Origin of the sequence: Clostridium saccharoperbutylacetonicum N1-4(HMT) (assembly GCF_000340885.1) — a bacterium.
GTDB classification, from domain to species: domain Bacteria; phylum Bacillota; class Clostridia; order Clostridiales; family Clostridiaceae; genus Clostridium; species Clostridium saccharoperbutylacetonicum.
Map to the genome: position 1 here is coordinate 5671815 of NC_020291.1, position 18545 is coordinate 5690359.

At 28.7% G+C, this 18545-nt stretch carries 18 protein-coding genes, 1 pseudogene and 1 other annotated feature; of the genes and pseudogenes, 2 read left to right on the plus strand and 17 right to left on the minus strand.

Annotated features, from left to right (window positions below; all coding sequences use genetic code 11):
- Positions 1 to 42: 42 nt before the first annotated feature.
- The 4 genes from nth to cysK all read right to left on the minus strand — a co-directional run bounded on the left by nth (position 43) and on the right by cysK (position 3238).
- Positions 43 to 669 (minus strand): endonuclease III, encoded by a 627-nt coding sequence (gene nth, locus CSPA_RS24930; protein ID WP_026106316.1) that lies wholly within the window; start codon positions 667 to 669, stop codon positions 43 to 45.
- Between the two features lie 17 nt (positions 670 to 686).
- Positions 687 to 1391 (minus strand): lysophospholipid acyltransferase family protein, encoded by a 705-nt coding sequence (locus CSPA_RS24935; RefSeq protein WP_015395188.1) that lies wholly within the window; start codon positions 1389 to 1391, stop codon positions 687 to 689.
- 202 nt (positions 1392 to 1593) lie between these two features.
- The gene (gene epsC, locus CSPA_RS24940; protein ID WP_015395189.1) at positions 1594 to 2181 is read right to left on the minus strand and encodes a serine O-acetyltransferase EpsC; all 588 of its coding nucleotides are present in this window, start codon (positions 2179 to 2181) and stop codon (positions 1594 to 1596) included.
- A 145-nt stretch (positions 2182 to 2326) separates the two neighbouring features.
- The gene (gene cysK / locus CSPA_RS24945; protein ID WP_015395190.1) at positions 2327 to 3238 is read right to left on the minus strand and encodes a cysteine synthase A; all 912 of its coding nucleotides are present in this window, start codon (positions 3236 to 3238) and stop codon (positions 2327 to 2329) included.
- Between the two features lie 81 nt (positions 3239 to 3319).
- Positions 3320 to 3552: a binding site (T-box leader), on the minus strand.
- A 214-nt stretch (positions 3553 to 3766) separates the two neighbouring features.
- Between cysK and CSPA_RS24950 the strand changes: the two genes are divergently transcribed.
- Complete coding sequence (locus CSPA_RS24950) at positions 3767 to 5803, plus strand: YgiQ family radical SAM protein (RefSeq protein ID WP_015395191.1); 2037 nt, start codon at positions 3767 to 3769, stop codon at positions 5801 to 5803.
- 128 nt (positions 5804 to 5931) lie between these two features.
- Here CSPA_RS24950 and CSPA_RS24955 read toward each other — a convergent pair whose 3' ends face one another.
- The 3 genes from CSPA_RS24955 to CSPA_RS24965 all read right to left on the minus strand — a co-directional run bounded on the left by CSPA_RS24955 (position 5932) and on the right by CSPA_RS24965 (position 8266).
- On the minus strand, positions 5932 to 6456 hold the full coding sequence (locus CSPA_RS24955; RefSeq protein ID WP_015395192.1) for a GNAT family N-acetyltransferase: 525 nt from the start codon (positions 6454 to 6456) through the stop codon (positions 5932 to 5934).
- A gap of 223 nt (positions 6457 to 6679) precedes the next feature.
- Positions 6680 to 7336, minus strand: a complete 657-nt coding sequence (locus CSPA_RS24960; protein ID WP_015395193.1) for a hypothetical protein — start codon at positions 7334 to 7336, stop codon at positions 6680 to 6682.
- 51 nt (positions 7337 to 7387) lie between these two features.
- Positions 7388 to 8266, minus strand: a complete 879-nt coding sequence (locus CSPA_RS24965) for a YegS/Rv2252/BmrU family lipid kinase (RefSeq protein WP_015395194.1) — start codon at positions 8264 to 8266, stop codon at positions 7388 to 7390.
- 374 nt (positions 8267 to 8640) lie between these two features.
- Here CSPA_RS24965 and pssA point away from each other — a divergent pair, with 374 nt between their 5' ends.
- A complete protein-coding gene (pssA, locus tag CSPA_RS24970) occupies positions 8641 to 9162 on the plus strand; it encodes a CDP-diacylglycerol--serine O-phosphatidyltransferase (RefSeq protein WP_015395195.1) in 522 nt (173 codons plus the stop codon).
- A gap of 67 nt (positions 9163 to 9229) precedes the next feature.
- Here pssA and CSPA_RS24975 read toward each other — a convergent pair whose 3' ends face one another.
- The 10 genes and pseudogenes from CSPA_RS24975 to CSPA_RS30360 all read right to left on the minus strand — a co-directional run bounded on the left by CSPA_RS24975 (position 9230) and on the right by CSPA_RS30360 (position 18468).
- On the minus strand, positions 9230 to 9574 hold the full coding sequence (locus CSPA_RS24975; RefSeq protein WP_015395196.1) for a hypothetical protein: 345 nt from the start codon (positions 9572 to 9574) through the stop codon (positions 9230 to 9232).
- Positions 9575 to 9633: 59 nt separating this feature from the next.
- The gene (locus tag CSPA_RS24980) at positions 9634 to 11004 is read right to left on the minus strand and encodes a SpoVR family protein (RefSeq protein WP_015395197.1); all 1371 of its coding nucleotides are present in this window, start codon (positions 11002 to 11004) and stop codon (positions 9634 to 9636) included.
- A gap of 4 nt (positions 11005 to 11008) precedes the next feature.
- Positions 11009 to 12181, minus strand: coding sequence for a sporulation protein YhbH (gene yhbH, locus CSPA_RS24985; protein WP_015395198.1), 1173 nt, complete (start codon positions 12179 to 12181; stop codon positions 11009 to 11011).
- An 8-nt stretch (positions 12182 to 12189) separates the two neighbouring features.
- Positions 12190 to 14118, minus strand: coding sequence for a PrkA family serine protein kinase (locus CSPA_RS24990; protein ID WP_015395199.1), 1929 nt, complete (start codon positions 14116 to 14118; stop codon positions 12190 to 12192).
- 201 nt (positions 14119 to 14319) lie between these two features.
- Positions 14320 to 15534, minus strand: a complete 1215-nt coding sequence (locus CSPA_RS24995) for an EAL and HDOD domain-containing protein (RefSeq protein WP_015395200.1) — start codon at positions 15532 to 15534, stop codon at positions 14320 to 14322.
- Between the two features lie 273 nt (positions 15535 to 15807).
- On the minus strand, positions 15808 to 15945 hold the full coding sequence (locus tag CSPA_RS30355; protein WP_015395201.1) for a CPC_1213 family protein: 138 nt from the start codon (positions 15943 to 15945) through the stop codon (positions 15808 to 15810).
- Positions 15946 to 16181: 236 nt separating this feature from the next.
- Positions 16182 to 17327, minus strand: coding sequence for an RNA-guided endonuclease InsQ/TnpB family protein (locus CSPA_RS25000; RefSeq protein ID WP_015395202.1), 1146 nt, complete (start codon positions 17325 to 17327; stop codon positions 16182 to 16184).
- A pseudogene (locus CSPA_RS29620) lies at positions 17305 to 17629 on the minus strand (MerR family DNA-binding transcriptional regulator). The gene CSPA_RS25000 and the pseudogene CSPA_RS29620 overlap by 23 nt, the downstream one beginning before the upstream one ends.
- A 69-nt stretch (positions 17630 to 17698) precedes the next feature.
- The gene (locus CSPA_RS25010; RefSeq protein WP_015395204.1) at positions 17699 to 18142 is read right to left on the minus strand and encodes a hypothetical protein; all 444 of its coding nucleotides are present in this window, start codon (positions 18140 to 18142) and stop codon (positions 17699 to 17701) included.
- Positions 18143 to 18321: 179 nt separating this feature from the next.
- Positions 18322 to 18468 carry a hypothetical protein gene (locus CSPA_RS30360; RefSeq protein WP_015395205.1) on the minus strand — a complete coding sequence of 49 codons (147 nt, stop codon included), beginning with the start codon at positions 18466 to 18468 and terminating at the stop codon, positions 18322 to 18324.
- Positions 18469 to 18545 lie beyond the last annotated feature (77 nt).

Consider the following 18545-nt stretch of genomic DNA (forward strand, 5'->3'; position numbering starts at 1 on the left):
TTTCTCGATAATGCATACATATTTCATTTATAAGTTTGAGTATTAATTTGGATATCTATACTTACATAATGTATTTAACGGACATTCACTACATTTCGGGTTTCTAGCAACGCAACATCTTCTTCCATGAAAAATTAAAAGATGATGCATTAAAGTCCATTCTTTTTTAGGTAGCTCTTTTTGTAGTTGTTTTTCCACCTCTAAAACATTATTTGAATTAGCCAAATCTAATCTATTAGATACTCGAAATACATGAGTATCTACTGCTATAGAGGGCACATTAAATGCATTTGAAAGTACAACATTTGCTGTCTTTCTTCCTGCACCTGCAAGAGATGTGATTTCTTCCATAGTTTTTGGAACTTCTCCATTAAATTTTTCTTTTAATTGATTAAACATTAATATTAAATTCTTGGACTTATTTCTATATAATCCTATTTGTTTTATACGTTCTTCAAGTTCATCATTTGTAATAGTTAAAAAAGCATCTAAATCTGGATAATCCTTAAATAAATCCTTTGTAACTTCATTTACTTTTTTATCAGTAGTTTGAGCAGACAATATTGTAGCTACAAGTAATTGGAGTGGTGTTTCATAGTTCAATTCACATTTTGCATCAGGATATGCTTTTTTTAAAATATCTACAATTTTTTTCGTCCTTGCCTTCATAACCATTTATAGTCTCCTTATTTATAAACTCCTCTATATCTTTCTGGTAGAAGATTTGCTATACCTCTCATTAAGATATCCATACATCTATTATCATATTCATGTTTATCTTCTTCTTTTTCTTTTTCAGGAAATACTATTTTATCACCTATATTTATAACAATATCTGCTTCATGCCACTTTTCAGAACCCATATTTCCATTTTCACTAATAGGAAGTAATATATCTGTACCCGACATGCCAATTGGAATTATTTCTGCTTTCGCCATTCTTGCAAAAAGTAAAATTCCTTTTCTTCCTTCAATCATAGCACCTGTCCTACTCCTAGTTCCTTCTGGAAATATCAAAATATCATTTCCAGCTTTAAGTGCTTTAACAACCTTAGTTATTGCTTCTTTATCAGCTGAGTTAGGCTTAATTGGTATATTTTTAACTATCTTAGTTCCTAATTGTGTTATTGGATCATCTGATAATTTTACACCTGCAACAAAATAAGGATCACTTTTTTCTTTTAATACACGCTCTAAAACTAATCCATCTGAATTGCTTAAGTGATTACATACAAATATTCTTGGCTTATTAACCTTATCAATCTTTTCCATTCCATTTATTTTTATATTCGCATATTTCTTTATATAATTATCAACTATTATATTGGCAATTTTTATTACAAAACTTTCTGGTAACATCTTAATTATAGCAACTGTAATTGGTGATAACATCTTTTCGACCTCTCTTCAAGTGCAAATATTTAATGATCAATTGTCAATGATCAATTGTCAACTTTCAATTATTATCAATATACATTATATATTTTTTAATATATCTATGCAAATGCCAATAAATATTTATATTTTTCAAAAGAAAAGGTGTGAAAATAAACCTTTATAGTTTCTCCTTTCACACCTCAATCTTCTCCATTATTTAAATAACCATTTCATTAAAAATCTTCTTCTTACGTCCTTTTATATCATTAATTTCAATTATAGTTGAAGTTGGAAATCTCTCTATATTTTTAGCTGCATTTCCTATTGCTGTAGCTTTAGGAGGAACATTTTTTACTACAACCGCATTAGCTCCTATTTTGGCTCCTTTTCCTATAGTAATAGGTCCAAGAACTTTGGCTCCTGTTCCTATTAACACATCATCTTCAACCGTTGGATGCCTTTTACCTTTATCTTTTCCAGTCCCACCTAATGTTACTCCATGATAAATAGTAACATTATCTCCAATCTCAGCTGTTTCACCGATTACTACTCCCATTCCATGATCTATAAATAGCCCCTTTCCTATTTGGGCTCCTGGATGAATTTCTATTCCAGTTGTAAATCTTGATAATTGAGAAAGCAATCTAGCTAAAAAGTATCTTTTTTTCAAATAAAGGAAATGAGCCATCCTATATGATATTAATGCATGAATGCATGGATATAATAACAGTACTTCTAATTTACTTTTAGCTGCTGGATCTTCCTTTAATACTCTTTCTAAATCATAATTTAGTTTCTTAAACACAGCTTATTCTCCTTTTTAGTAGTTTTTAATAAAGTCTTTCACAATCTAAAATCATTGATTGATAAATTCTTCTAAAACCCTAACTAAACTTCTACTCACGACTCTCATATTTATTATAGAGAATATTCTATTATATGTGAGTTAATTAATCATATAATCCCATTGATATATATTTTTCTCCACCATCTGGAGCAACAGCTAATACTTTTTTACCTTTTCCAAGTTTCTTTGCTACTTCTATAGCTGCGTATATTGCTGCTCCTGAAGATATTCCTACCAATATTCCTTCTTTTTCAGCTACTGCCTTTGCAGTGGTAAATGCATCTTCATCTTTTACGGGAATTATTTCATCGGTATAATCATTTTCATAAACACCTGGAACAAACCCTGCACCAATTCCTTGAATTTTGTGGCCACCTGGATTTCCCCCACTTAAAACTGGTGAATTAGCCGGTTCAACTGCAATTATTTTAATGTTAGAATTTTTCTTCTTTAAATTCTTCCCAACACCAACAATTGTTCCACCACTTCCAACTCCTGCTATAAATACATCTAGATCTGGTATATCCTTAAATATTTCTTCAGCTGTTGTTGCAAAATGTTTTTCTGGATTTGCAATATTTTCAAATTGTTGTGGAATAAAGAATCCATCTTCACTTCCTATTTCTATCGCCTTTTCTATGGCACCCTTCATTCCTTTTGCTCCTTCTGTTAATACAAGGTTTGCACCATACGCTTTGATTAAATCTCTTCTCTCTTTACTCATTGTTTCTGGCATTACAATTGTTACATTATAACCTTTTAATTTACCAATAAGAGCAAGTGCTATTCCAGTATTTCCACTTGTAGGCTCTACTATTGTTGCTCCTGGCTTCAATACTCCTTCTTTTTCAGCTTTTTCAATCATTCCAAGAGCTGCTCTATCTTTAACACTTCCACCTGGATTGAATTTTTCAAGCTTTACATATATATCTGCAATATTTTCATCCTTAATCAAATTACTAAGCTTCAAAATAGGTGTATTTCCAATCAATTGTAATACTCCATCATAAATCATATTAATATCCTCCTCAAATTTACATAATCCATATTGTTCATTTAGTAAAAAAATATAAAAAAACTCCATCTTCTATAAACATATAGAGACGAAGTAACATTCGCGGTTCCACTCTAATTGGATTTTTACTAATCCCACTCAATTCAAGCACTTAAATATGCTATATCACTATAACGGGTGAATCCGGAGAATCTTACTATATTCAGACTTCAACTCCAAAGGGCACTTCACACAAATTACTGCTAAAAAGTTCTCATCTCTCTTTTCTCTCTGTAAACTTCCTTTATGCTACTTTCCTTTTTCATAGTTTTTAATTCTTACTGTTTTGATAGGGTTTATATAATAATTATAGTCTATATAAAAAAAAAGTCAACATTTTTTGATTGCTTATCAATAAAATGATTAATTTTTTATTAGAAATTTCTCCAGAATTTTATCCTTAAATTATTTATTATTAATTTGTAATGTATCTATGGTTATGATAATATACATTAAGAATAAAATTTGTAGAATTGGAGTTATTAATATATGAAACTTTGCAAGGAATTTTTACCTATTAGTAGAGAGGACTTAGAAAAAAGAAAAATTGAACAGTTGGATTTTATTATTGTTTCCGGTGATGCTTATGTGGATCATCCCTCTTTTGGTACTGCTATAATAGGTAGAACCCTTGAAGCCCAAGGTTTTACTGTTGGTATTATAGCTCAGCCAAATTGGCATGACTGTGAAGATTTTAAGAGACTAGGTAAGCCCAAGTATGGCTTTTTAGTTAATTCAGGAAATATAGATTCAATGGTTAATCACTACACTGCTGCAAAGAGAATAAGACACGAAGATTTATACTCTCCTGGTGGTGAAGCTGGCCATAGACCCGATAGAGCACTTATTGTTTATTGTAATAGAATAAGAGAAGCCTACAAAGACACTGCTATAGCAATTGGTGGTATAGAAGCAAGTCTTAGACGTTTTGCTCACTATGACTACTGGGATAACAAAGTTAGGAGAAGTATTCTTGTAGATGCAAAATCTGATTTATTAATGTATGGTATGGGTGAAAAAACTATAATTCAAATTGCTGATTTATTAAGATATGGAGCTAATATTAAAAATGTCACTACTGTGCGTGGTACCTGTTACTTAACTAAAGACATTTCTAATATTAAAGATGCAGTTACAGTTCCTTCTTTTGAAGAAGTGTCTACTGATAAAAAAGCTTATGGAAAAGCTTATAAGTTAGAATACTATGAACAAGATTCTATAAATGGTAGAACTATAATTCAACAATATGGAGATAGATACTTAGTTCAAAACCCACCTCAAGAGGATTTAACTCAAGCTGAAATGGATATGACCTACGATTTACCGTATACAAGAACCTATCATCCAATATATGAAGCAAAAGGTGGGATTCCGGCAATAACAGAAGTTGAATTTTCAATAACAAGCCATAGAGGCTGCTTTGGTTCCTGTTCTTTCTGTGCCTTAACCTTTCACCAAGGAAGAGTTATTCAAAACAGAGGACAGGAATCAATTATTGAAGAAGCAAAACTATTAACAACTCTGCCCAACTTTAAAGGATATATACATGATGTTGGGGGACCTACTGCAAACTTTAGGCATAGAGCCTGCAAAAAGCAAATAGAGCATGGTACCTGTAAAAATAAGCAATGTATGTTCCCTAGTCCTTGTAAAAATTTAATAATAGATCATACTGAATATCTTTCATTATTAAAGAAAGTAAGAAAACTTCCTGGAATAAAAAAAGTTTTTGTCCGTTCCGGAATTAGATATGATTATCTTATACATGATAAAAATGATTCTTTCTTCAAAGAACTATGCGAACATCACATTAGTGGTCAATTAAAAGTTGCTCCTGAGCATGTTGTTCCAAGAGTATTAAATCAAATGGGTAAACCTACAAGAGATGTTTATGATAGATTTGTTAATAAGTATTTTCAAATAAATGAAAAGCTTGATAAGAAACAATTTTTAGTTCCTTATTTAATGTCTTCTCATCCTGGTTCAGATTTAAATGCTGCAATAGAACTTGCACAGTATATAAAGCAAATGGGATATACTCCAGAGCAGGTACAAGATTTCTATCCTACTCCTGGAAGTCTTTCAACTACAATTTATTATACTGGAGTTAATCCTCTAACTGGAGAAGAAGTTTATGTGCCAAAAACTCCAGAAGAAAAAGAAATGCAAAGAGCTTTAATTCAATTTGCTGTACCAAAAAATCACCAAAAAGTAAAAAAAGCTTTAGTTAAAGCTCATAGAGAAGATTTAATAGGTAATGGAAAAGATTGTTTGATAGGTCTTACTCCTGGTAAGCTTGGCTATCAAGGGAAGAATAAAAATACTAGTAAAACAAATAATAATTCTGATAAAAATAGTACTAGAACTTCAAATAAAAAATCAGATAGTATTAAAAATAGTAAATCTAAAAATGCATCAAGTATTCAAACAAGCAATTCAAAGAGTAATTTGAATAGAAATGATAGAACTACAAAGAGCCAAAATTCTTCGCATAAAAATGGAAATGGCAAAAAAAGAGTCCATTAGTTCAAAGATTTTGATTTAACTCTAAAACTAAAATAGCCCTCTTAGTAATTAGTATTTATAAAGGGCTATTTTACAATTTTCTGTTTATTTTTATTGATTCATAATATATCAATGATATGTGTTCATTCTTAAAATTGTTGTCCCATCTTCGCACTACTTAATGATGATAATTCATACAAACAGGCATTTAGATCATTTTCTATATTAATTTCTCGCATTAAATTAAATCCACATTCACTATATAATTGCTTTAAATATTCTCTATCACCATAACAATCAAGTCTAAGGTAGTTTTTACACTTTGATATTGAGTACTTTTTAATCCATTCTATTACATCTTTAGCGTACCCTTTTCCCGTATATCTATCTTTGATTACAAGTTTATGTATATAATATGCCGGATCACTATTTTCATTACTATTCCAAAATAAATAGTCATTATCTACTAATACAAATCCACCTACTACCTCTTTATTTTCCTGTACTATAAACATTTCGCAGTTGGTATACTTCTTTAAAAACTCATCCTTAGATAAATATTTAGGATTCCACATTGGTTTTCCAATTTTAATAAGCCAATTTGCTTTCTCACGTAATAATTCCAGTAATATTTCGATTTTATCTTCTTTAATTTCTTTTACACATAGATTCATTTATATTTTCTCCTTTTTGGGTATCAAGTCTTAATTTAACACCATAAATAGATTGTAACATAATTTGTAAATATCACATTATCAATTTTCAACTAACAAACTCAATAGCTTTTCTAAATTTATTCATATTTTTATTGAATCAAAAAAATAAGACTATAAATAAAATTACAGTCTTATTTTACCATTCACTTTTTACAATATGGTGACTAAAAATAATAATAAGTTATTTTTTTAAAGCCGTAGGTTTAAAGCTACTCAATACAAAATTCATAATCATTAAAAACAACATTTCCCCTATAACCGAATATGGGAAAATTTTAACTCCACCTAGAATAATAATATCTTCAATCATAACTATTGAAATTGCAATAATTATAAACCATATACCTTTTTTGTTAGCGTAAGGCCTATCTAACAAGATTACATTTAAAATAAGTAATATTCCAAGTAAAATTAAAGAAAATAAAAATAAATTTGTACTTTTATCTATTTCCAATATAAAACCATAGGAATAACTTACTTGTACAGTTACCTTTGATATATAAATTATTACTCCATAAATAACACTAACTAATGCTGCAATAACATAACTGCCTCCAAAATTTAAAGTTTCTGATCTCAGATATACATAGGTTATTGCAAGTACAATAAGTGGAATTGTTAAATGATTTAAAAATATTATTGATTTTAAATAATATGTTATATTACTGTTCTTAAGTATGCATAAAAGAAATAATGCTATATGTCTTAACAAAAATAATGTAACTACTATAGTTAAGTAAATTTTTATTTTCTTTGGTGAAACTTCTAAATTCTTTTTAATAATTGAAATTGCTAAAAAAATTATAAGTAACAAAAACAAATAATATGCAAAGTTCACAACGCCCTCTCCAATCCACAGTTCTGTTACTTATATTTATTATAATTTATCCTATTTTATACCTAAAAGTTTAATTCCACCTTTAATACATTGAATTCTTACAGGGAAATCTGGTCCTCTTTCTCCATCTATATCTGTAACAATATCTTCAGATGATTCAATGTATACATCATCTGTTCTAAAGTAAACAACCTTATCTGAATCTAAATGTTCTCCTCTTAAAAGCTTTATAAATAGAGGTAAAATTTCTATTACTTGTATTGCCTTAAATACTATTACATCTAGCTTTCCATCTGTAATCTCAGCTTCTGTAGCCAAATTAAGATTTCCAGCAGTTTTTCCATTAAAAACTAACAGCAAATACATTTCACCATCATATTCACATTCTTTTGAAGATACTTTTACTTTTAATTTTCTAAAGTTAGGAAGTTCCTCTATTCCCTTTAAATAATATGCTATTTTCCCCATTGTGTTTTTCAAGTTTTCATCTATTTTTTGAGATATATCAGTAAAAAGTCCTGAACTTGCTACATTTATGAAATACTTATCATTTATCTTACCAATATCTACAGCAACTGGTTTTGATTCTAATATTTGTTTACATGCTTCTTCAATATCTTTAGGCATGTTTATAAATTTTCCAAAGTCATTAGCTGTTCCAACTGGTAATATTCCTATTGGTATATTTATATCTTTGTTCTTCATAGCATTTACTACAGAATCAACAGTTCCATCACCACCAGCAACTAAAACATAGTTATAAGTTTCATCAATTATATCTAGGGCTTCTTCTAAATCTCTCCCTTTTTGAATTCTATATGGAACAATTGTTAAGCCTGCTTCCTGATGTAATCTAATAACATTATCCAGTTCACCTATTATGCTATTTTCTCCTGAGTATGGGTTGTATATGAATCTTACCTTTTTCATAAATAAACCTACCTCCACTAAATTTCTTAATTAATATTATATATATTGCAATTAACAATTTACAGTTTACAATTTACAGTTATGGTTGAAATCCTTACAGGATTTCTTGAATTAATAATGTGGAATTACTATTGCAGCATATATAATAAAATTAGTTTATTAATAATTATCTTATAAATCGAGTTATAATATTATTTCAAAAAAATTACACATATACTACTTATGTGCTAAATTTGATTATAGCATTCTACTAATTTAATGTCGATACAAAACACACTAAAATTTGCTAAAATTAATTTATGTCTTATATTATTTATATTTTTATGCTATAATAAATATTTGTAAGTATTTTTTATAATTTTAGGAGTGATATTATGAGGAAAAGTTGTATTCCTAATGTATTTACCTTTATTAATTTGTCTTGCGGAATTATATCTATATTATCAGCAATGAATGATAACTATCCATTAGCAGGTGCTTTTATCTTATTAGCTGGATTAGTTGATAGATATGATGGAAGAATAGCTCGTTTTTTAGATGTATCTAGTGATTTGGGAAAAGAATTGGATTCATTGGCTGACTTGGTTTCTTTTGGTGTAGCACCATCTATATTAGTATATATATTATTTAATCTTAATACCTTTGGTCCTAATGGATTATTAGGTTATATAGTTTTACTATTATTCCCAATCTGTGGTGCATATAGGTTGGCAAGATTTAATACTACTGATTTTGATGGTTCTTTTACAGGCGTTCCTATAACAATTGTAGGGTGTTTTATGGCACTTTTTTCATTACTTAACTTAAATACAAAAGCACCAGTTTATCTTGTTGTAATTTTAATGTTAATAGGTTCGTATTTAATGGTATCTAAACTTAAATTGAAGAAATTCTAAATATTAGATTTTTTCTTCAAAAAAACTCTGTCCTTAACCAGGCAGAGTTTTTTATTTTCTAATTATTCTACTCTTCTCTTTGAGAATTTTGAAAATTCAATTCATTATCTATCTCAGTAAATATCTTATCCTTTTCTGTGCTACTGATAATATAATCATTTTTAATATTACAGTATTTCAAATAAGATACCTCACACTTATCTAATGTATCTATTAATTTATCTATTAATTCTCCAACTTCTTCAACTCTATCCAACGCTTTTTTGACATCACTTTTTTTTGCCAAATTAATACCATATAGTTCTGACGCACTGGCTATAAGCAATCTATAGGAGTCTACATAGTTCTTCAATAATCCACTTATATTATCTATATCTTCATATTGCTTTTTTACTAAATCATCAAATTTCATAATTAATTCCTTATAAATTTATTACAATTTTGTTTTCTAGTTAGGTTCCTCTTTCTCTCCTAAGAAATGCTTATTTTCTTTTCTTGATTACAGGTTAAAATCACTTCCTGCTTATCAGTCGATTTTGTAATTAATGTAACATCATGCCCCCATAATTCTTGTATATATTTTAATGTTTCCTTTGCATAAGAAAGTTCTAGGGCCCTTCCATCAAAGACATTTTCTAAGGTTAACATGTGATTTTTCTTATTTAGATCCACAACTCTAATGTAAGGTATATTCCCCATGCCAGCTGTATAACTCAAGGTATCTCTTATTGTTTTCCATCCAATATCATCTGATATTTCTTCAATAACAACATCAAAAGTCCTTTCATTATACTGGAATAAATTTAGTTCTTCACACAATTCCTTTGTTAAATAGCGCCTTAAGAAAGAAGAATCTCTCTCAACTTCTCTTACCTCAAATATTTTTTCCTTTCCATATCTCTTTTCAATATCTTCAAATATTTTGAATCCTATATAATATGGATTTAATCCACCAATAGCAGGCGCTATTACATCATTATGCCTCTTTAAAAATTCAAGATGTAGTTCTTGAGGAAGTTCTAAATCCTTTAAAATATTATAATGTGTATAGCTTGCCCATCCTTCATTCATTACTTTAGTTTCAATTTGAGGCATAAAATATTCCGTTTCCCTTTTGACGATTCTCATGATAGTTTTCTGCCAATCTTCTAAGGGACCATATTCTAGTATAAATCCCATAATATCATCAACAGGTTCTAAAGGGATTTTATCCAAATCCGGCAAACTTATTTTGTTATTAGAATCTAGAATGCCTCTATTTTCTCTTTTATTTTCATAATCCTTTAATATATTATCTTTTATTTCGTCATTAGATAATTCCCTCACACCTATATTCCTTTTAGCTTGATATCTTATAGCATGAGCTGCATCTAATATTCTCTCTACCTCTGAGTATCCTATACTTGGATCATCAATATATTCTCTTATAATCTTAGAATCTAAATTAAACATTTCTAAGGTATATTTTGCATTAGTACCTTGCTTAAATAATCTATTATTTTTAAAGAAATCATTATGTCCATACACATGGGCCATTGTCAATATTTGCAGTAGCAAGGTATTATCTTTCATTAAGTATGCTAAGCAAGGATCTGAATTAATAACCATTTCATAAGGAAGACCAGTAAGATTGAAAGAATATAGTGTTTTATTTTTTTCATATGACTTTCCAAAACTCCAATGAGGATATCTTGACGGCATTCCAACATAAGCCTCATATCCTATCATCTCATTAAAATTTATCATTTCAAATTCCTGAGGATAAAAATCCAATCCATATTCTTTAACTTTTTTCTCAATTTTTTCATTCCAAATTTCAAGATCTCTAAAACTATACTCCACTTTCTTATTCCTCCTTTAACTCCTTCCTAAGCATAATCTTAAGTGCATCCCATAAATCCTTCTTTTCTTTAATAATTACAGACACAAAATTCGCATTGGTTATATCTTTTGTGAACTTATGATACATGGTTGTTGTATATGTTGATGGTAAAAGTTCTGCATATCCAAACATATTGCTGACTTCACATATGCTTTTAACTGCAACAATGGCTCTTTCATTGTCTTCTGACCAATTATCTCCATCACTTGCATATATACTATATATATTCCATGCTGCTGGAGGATATTTTTCTTCAATAACCTTTAATGCTTCATTAATTCCACTTGAAATATAAGTTCCTCCCGATTCTGATTTATGAAAAAATTCATATTCATCAACTCTTTTTGCAACAGTAGTATGATATATAAATTCAAAAGCTATATTGTTATACTTTCTCTTCAAAAAAGCAGCTAATACAAAAAAATATGATCTAGCTAAATATTTTTTAGTTACATCCATTGAACCTGATGCATCCATAATAAATATCATAACCGCATTACTATCTTTTTTAGGTTTTAATTTAACTCTATAATATCTTAAATCTTCTTCCCTAAATGGAAATCTCTCAATTTCTTCGTCAGATTCTAGTTCATGAAGTGCTCTTTTCTTTCCTTGCTTTCGTGCAATTTTTGACATTACAGTTTTCTTTTTTGCAAGTCTTGGTCTTATTCCATGCGTTTGATATCCTCTCTTTTTACCACTAGTTTCAGTAATTATTTCAGAGTACTTTTTTTGATCTAAATTTGGTAGATTTAAATCCTCTGATATATAATCCATCAACTCTTCGAGAGTGATTTCTGTTTCATAAACATCATCACCCTCTTCATTTCCTGCACCTTGATTTCCTTTAGCTAATTTTTTACTACCAGTTCCTAATTTATCACCTCTTTTTTCATCTCCAACTCCACTTGCAACGCCTTTAGAGTTTTTCCCATAGACAAATTGATATTCCTTAATTCCTTTAATAGGTATTTTAAATTTTTTATTTTTGCTCTCACCAACAATACTTTCTTCCGATAATATATCCCCTAAATTTTCTTTTATAGATTTTTCTACTAGTTGCCTATGTCTTCTTCTATCTTCTATGGATCTGTCGTGATCAATTTGATTGTTAGTATAATCTCTAAATATTGCCATAACTTAGCTTAATCTCTCCATAAATTATTAGCAGCATACTTCAAGATTACATCACAACAATGAAGACAATATCCATTTCTTTTCATTTCTTCAACCATAGAACCATATTTTTCTGCTTGTTCCTTATCTCTTACTTTTGACTTGGTAATAATTCTTGATAAATCTTTAACTGAGGCAGTTAATTTCTTTTCTATTGCTTCTTTTAATGGTTCATAAGATGTATAATCTAATTTTCCACCTTTTCTAACTATATAAAACATATACGAAGTTACATCTGATCTAAACCCTTTAGAAGATGCAGCATACACACCTATTTGCTCCTCTATACTCCTCATAAATTCTTCATCTGGATTGAGTTCTTCTCCAGTTGAAAGATCTTTTATCTTACTCTTATTAACAAAGGCTTCTGCATTATCTATATAATTATTGAATAAACTTTCAGCTTGTTCTCTAAAAGAATGAATAAATGCTTTTGTAATTTCTTTCTCAAGAATTTTATTATATTCTTTTCTTATATTATCTTGAATAAATCCTAAGTACTTTTTCTTATCATCTGTTGCAATATCAAGTTCTTTGACAGACTTTATCATGCTTTCCATTATACTAAGTGGATTTATACAATCATGCTCTGATTCTGAAAGTGCGTTATCTATTGCCTTTATAATGAATCTTGTACTTATTCCCTTCATTCCTTCATATTGTCCTGCTTCCTCTCTAAGCTCTCCAATATCAATTTTCTTTGTAGTTCCCTTTTCAACAATTTCTTCTCCGTTATATATTTTAAGCTTTGTCATAGAATCCACCTTCGCTGAAGGTGTTAATCTTGAAAGTATTGCAAACATTGCTGCCATTTCAATAGTATGCGGTGCAATATGCGCTTTAAAATTACTCTTCTTTAAAATCTTCTCATAAATTTTTACTTCTTCATCAAGTTCTAAACAATATGGTACTTCAACCTTAACTATTCTATCTAATATTGCCTCATTGGTATGATCAGATTTAAACTTATTCCATTCAGCTTCATTAGAATGTGCAACTATGACTCCATCAAAATAAATCATAGAGCCCTTACCAGGTGAAGGTATGGATTTTTCTTGAGTCGCAGTTATTATTGTATGAAGATATTCAACATCATTTTTAAATACCTCTATAAATTCTACAAGTCCACGATTACCAACATTAAAAGCTCCATTTAAAGAAAATATTCTTGGATCATCTTCTGAATATAAATCCATTTTGGAAATATCAACGGCCCCTGTTAAAATTGAAGTATCTTGATTATTAGGATCTACTGGTGGAACCACGCCTACCCCTTTTCTTGATCTTATAGAAAATTCTGTTCTTTCAACTGGGAAATCTTCATACATGCCTTTAAGTTCATTAATAAGCCTATACTTACATATAGGACAAAGATCACCTTCAATTTGAACTCCTAACATTTCTTGAAATTTTGGTCTTAAGTGTTTTGGAATCAAATGAAGAGGTTCCTCATGCATAGGGCATCCCTTAAGTGAATATACTGGTTCACAATCTTCTAATGCAGATTTTAAGCTTTCAACTATTGAAGATTTACCGGCTCCAACTGGACCAACAAGATATAAAACCTGTCTGGCTTCTTCTCCCTTCATAGCAGCAGATTTAAAATAACTAACAAGTTTCATAATGACTTTATCAATACCAAAAAAGTCCTCTTTAAAGAAACCATACCTTCTTATTAAATCATTCCCATAAATTTTTCTTACTCTTGGATTTTCATCAGCTTTTAATTCTTCTACACCTTTCTCAACTATCATTTCATAAATTCTTTTATGTGCAAGCCTAACCACCTCTGGATTTTCCTTAACTATATTTAAATAATTTAAGAAATTACCTTCAAATCTTTGGGTGTTATACTTATCTCTATCTGTCTCTATAAATTCCTTAAAATTTATACTCATAAACACTCCTCCTCCCTTATACCTAAAATATATTCAATTAATCAAAGACATTATGACTACTTTTTTTAAATACTTACTTTTTCAACATTTAATATATGAATTAAACTAGAAAATAAAATAAGACTATTGAAATAGTTACTCGTTTAACAACAGAGTTTTTTCAATAGTCTCTTTTTAATTAATATAAATTTAAATATAATTTTATTCATACTGTATGTTATCTACCCATGCGATAACATCAAAATATACTCCTGAAATCTGATTTATATCTGCCTCAATCTTCTCAGCATAAGCCTCAGAATCTTCCCACTCTCCTCTTCCAAAACTAACAGCTAGTTTCAGTATTGTATTTAGTTCATTTTCCTCACCAAGTAATGCATCTTTCACTTCATCAAATACATTTAAATCTTGTATAACTTTATCCATAGAACAATTTAAAATAGCATCCATAACAGAAAACATACCAGTCATATATGCTAGAAAAGCTTTTTGTTTATACTTGCTCATGTTGCATATAAGTTCACAAAATCTTGCTCTCTGCAGAGAAACTCTAATCAATTCCTCTGGATTTCTTTCTTTTAGGTCATGCAATAAAACAACATACAGCCATTTTACAATTTCTTTTTCTCCAAGAAATGCTATGGCATATTTAATCGATGTTATTTTATTTTTTATATAGTATGCAGAAGAATTAATAAGTTTAGTTAATTTATATGATAAACTTACATCTTGTAAAATCAGAGTTTCTAAATCTGCATAATTAAAATCTTTATCATTTATTAATTTCATAATTTTTAATGCTGTATTTTTGTTTGGTGAAACTGTTTGAGTAGATAAAATAACTGGTTTACTAAAATAATATCCTTGAAAATATGTGTATCCGAAATAGATTGCTTCATTATATTCCTCTACATTTTCAACTTTTTCAGCCAAAAACTTAATATTTTTATTTACTTCTAATAAATCAAATATTTTTTTTCTTTCAAAACCTTTAGTAATTAGGAAATCTACTTTTATTATATCAACTATTTCTACTAATTTTCTATATTTCTTATCATATACAAAATCATCTAATGCTAAAGTAAATCCTTTTTCCTTAAGCTTCTTACATGCATCTATAATCTCTTCAGTTGGTTCGACAGTTTCTAAAATTTCTATTACAACGTTCTCAGTGGGAAGGATTGTTGCTATTTCTTCCTTTATTAATTTTTCAGTAAAATTTATATAAGCTTTTTTATTATCTGTAACAGCCTTGAAATCGAATTCATAAAACGAATTTGCTATTACTTGCAGTGTTGCTTCATTCCCATCAACACTATTATAAGCATTTTCATAACCATTTCTAAATAATAATTCATAACCAATAACATTATTCTTTTTATCGAATATTGGTTGTCTCGCCATAAAAACATGCATATACGTCTTTCCCCCTCTCATAATCACCATGCTGCTGCAACTATTCCCTAATATTAATTTTATACATGAATACTTCTAAATTCAACATTTTTATATACATTAATATTATTAATTTGGATATCTATATATTCTTCAAAAAAATAAAAGAATTCTCAGCTATTAAGAGAATTCTTTTATTTTTTAACTACTATAAATTTTAGCCATAAAAACTTATATAAGTTTTTATTACTAATCATCTACTATATGATATTAAAGTATAAAATTTCAAATTTACTACTCAAAAGTCTTCGGAACAAATTCAGAATCCTTAGCTTTTGGTTCACCAAAAACTGCATTTACGCTTTCTGCTTGCGGATTATGATTTAAACTCTTATGTTTATTTGTATGTTTTCTTTTCATACTATTGTCCATTTTCATCACACTCCTACTATCATAGTTTCTATAATAGTATTTGTAATTGCTATTGTTTTATTCAGTTATTATTTTAACCGTTACATAAAATCTATTAAAATCTAATATTTAGAGATTTATTCCTTATTCAATGCAACCTGTTTTGTCAGAAGACTACTCCAGTTTGATATGTTGCTCCAAAGGCTTAAATTCCTGCGTAACGAACAGTACACATCAGCATTATCTTGAATGTGATACTATGCTGATTGTTTGTATCTTGAAAGATTTATTGATGCATTTTTATCTCTATCAATACTACTATTGCATGATGGGCAGATAAAAATCCTATCTTTAAGTTTTAAATCTTTCTTTATTTCTCCACAGCAAGAACAAGTTTTTCTTGAAGGATAAAACCTATCTGCTTTTAAAAACTCAATGCCATTAAATTTACTTTTGTATTCTAAAATACTAATAAACTTATGGAAACATTGTTCTTGTATAGCCTTTGATAAGTGTTTATTTTTAAGCATACCTTTTACATTTAAATCTTCAACAACTATTCTACTAGGCTTGGTTTTCACTATTGCAGTTGTTGTTTGATGAATATGATTTAAGCGTATATTTGAAAGCCTTCTTTGAATAAGTTTTATTTCTCTTTCCATTTTTTTTATATTATTAGTCTTAGTAAATTTATAACTGTTTTCACCTTCCTTTCCTATTTCAATTTTTGAATCTTCATATTTCCTTGAAACTTGTTTCTGCTTTCTTTTTAACTTCTTTTTTAATCTTTTGACTTCTTTAGTTTTATTGATATTTTTAAATGGTTTATCTATATTTGAAACTATTGCTAAATTTTTCAATCCCAAATCTATACCTATTGATATCTCTGTATTTTTTGATATAGGCTCCTCTTTTTCTATACCAACAGATATATACCAATACTTACCGTCAAAGCTTATTCTTGGATTTGTGTATTTAACACTAATTGGTATTTGCTCGGCTGTTTTAATCCATCCTACCTTTTCAATTAAAACCATTTTAAATTTAACTTTTAATTTTATATTGTCATTGTAAAATGATGGTTTAGATTTTCTTCGGCTCTTAAATTTTGGCTTATCTGAGAATCCTTTAAAAAATCTTTCAAAAGCTTCACAAGCATCTTTTACAGCCTGTTTTGCCACATTATTAGATACTTCATTAAGCCAATTAAGTTCTGATTTCTTTAGAATAGTTAACTCTTTTCTCAACCCTCCATCTTTTATAAACTTACCACCATTTTTATAGTTTTCTTCTTGTCTTGCTAAAGTCCAATTATATATAAATCTTGCAGTTCCAACAGATTGCCATAATCTTTGCTCTTGTTCTACATTTGGAATAATTCTAACTTTCTTCGCAAGTATCATTCTTAAGCAACTCCTTAATTATTTTCTTTGCCTTATTGGCTCTTTTTCCTTGTAATCTACAACTAAAAACTGTAATCGTCTTTTTGTTTATTACTTGATACTCTACAATATCCAATTACTTTTTTAGTTCTCTTAACAAGTGGCACTTGCAAAATTTTATTAATTTGTTATTCAGAATAATATCAGTGTCTACCTTCTGTTATATGATCTGGTTTTAATTTTCCTTCATTATCCCACAATCTTAAAGTTTGAATACTTTTCCCTACTAATTTTGATAATTGACCAATTGTATAATACTTCATGCTATCACCTCGTTATACATATTATGACAACATAAAGCTAATAATATTCAATATATTCTAGTATTTATTTTAAGACTGTTCATCCCCCTCTATAATTTGTATGACTTCATCTGCAGGTGCTTTTATTGAAAATATTATGTTTTCGTCTATCCTTAACTTACTTTCATTTTCATTGATTTTTGTTTGATTTATTGATAAATTATTAGGACGTATTTCTTTATACCTAGCACTTGCTACATCAATTATAAATTTTTTATTTTTAGCCCCTGTTATTTTCACAATAAGTCCATCTTCATTATTTTCAGTTTTAATTTTTATATCTATAATATTGTCCCCGTTTCCTCCACCACAACTTGTCTTTTTATCTTTTGGAACTTTTTCTATTATAGCTTCTCCTGTAATTGTCATCCAACCACCACTTAGATTTGACTTTATTAATACCTCTAATTTATATTTTTCTTCTATTTTTCTTAATGCTTCTCCTAATTCACATATATTTAACTCTAATGACATCTTCTTTCTCTCCTCACATTCCAATTTTCAATGCTCAATGCTCAATGCTCAATGCTCAATGCTCAATTTCATTTTTTAATATTCACGTTCATTCGTCAATTATTATAAAATTTTTTTTAATTTATAAAAGAGAATATATTAAACTAAGACAAACTTTTCTTAATATATTCTCCATATTACTATAGATGATCCTTTTCTTTGTGTGGAGGCGCTCCTATTTTTTTACCATCAATAATTCCTAGATCTGCATTTCCTTTCGGATCAACTTTTCTCCACTCTGCATTAGATTTAGGTCTATCTTTTTTTCTATTTTTATTATTATCCACTTGTATCACCTCATATGTTAGGGTGTACATTTTGAATTAATTTTATTCTTTTTATTACTTTATTAAATGCTTTATGT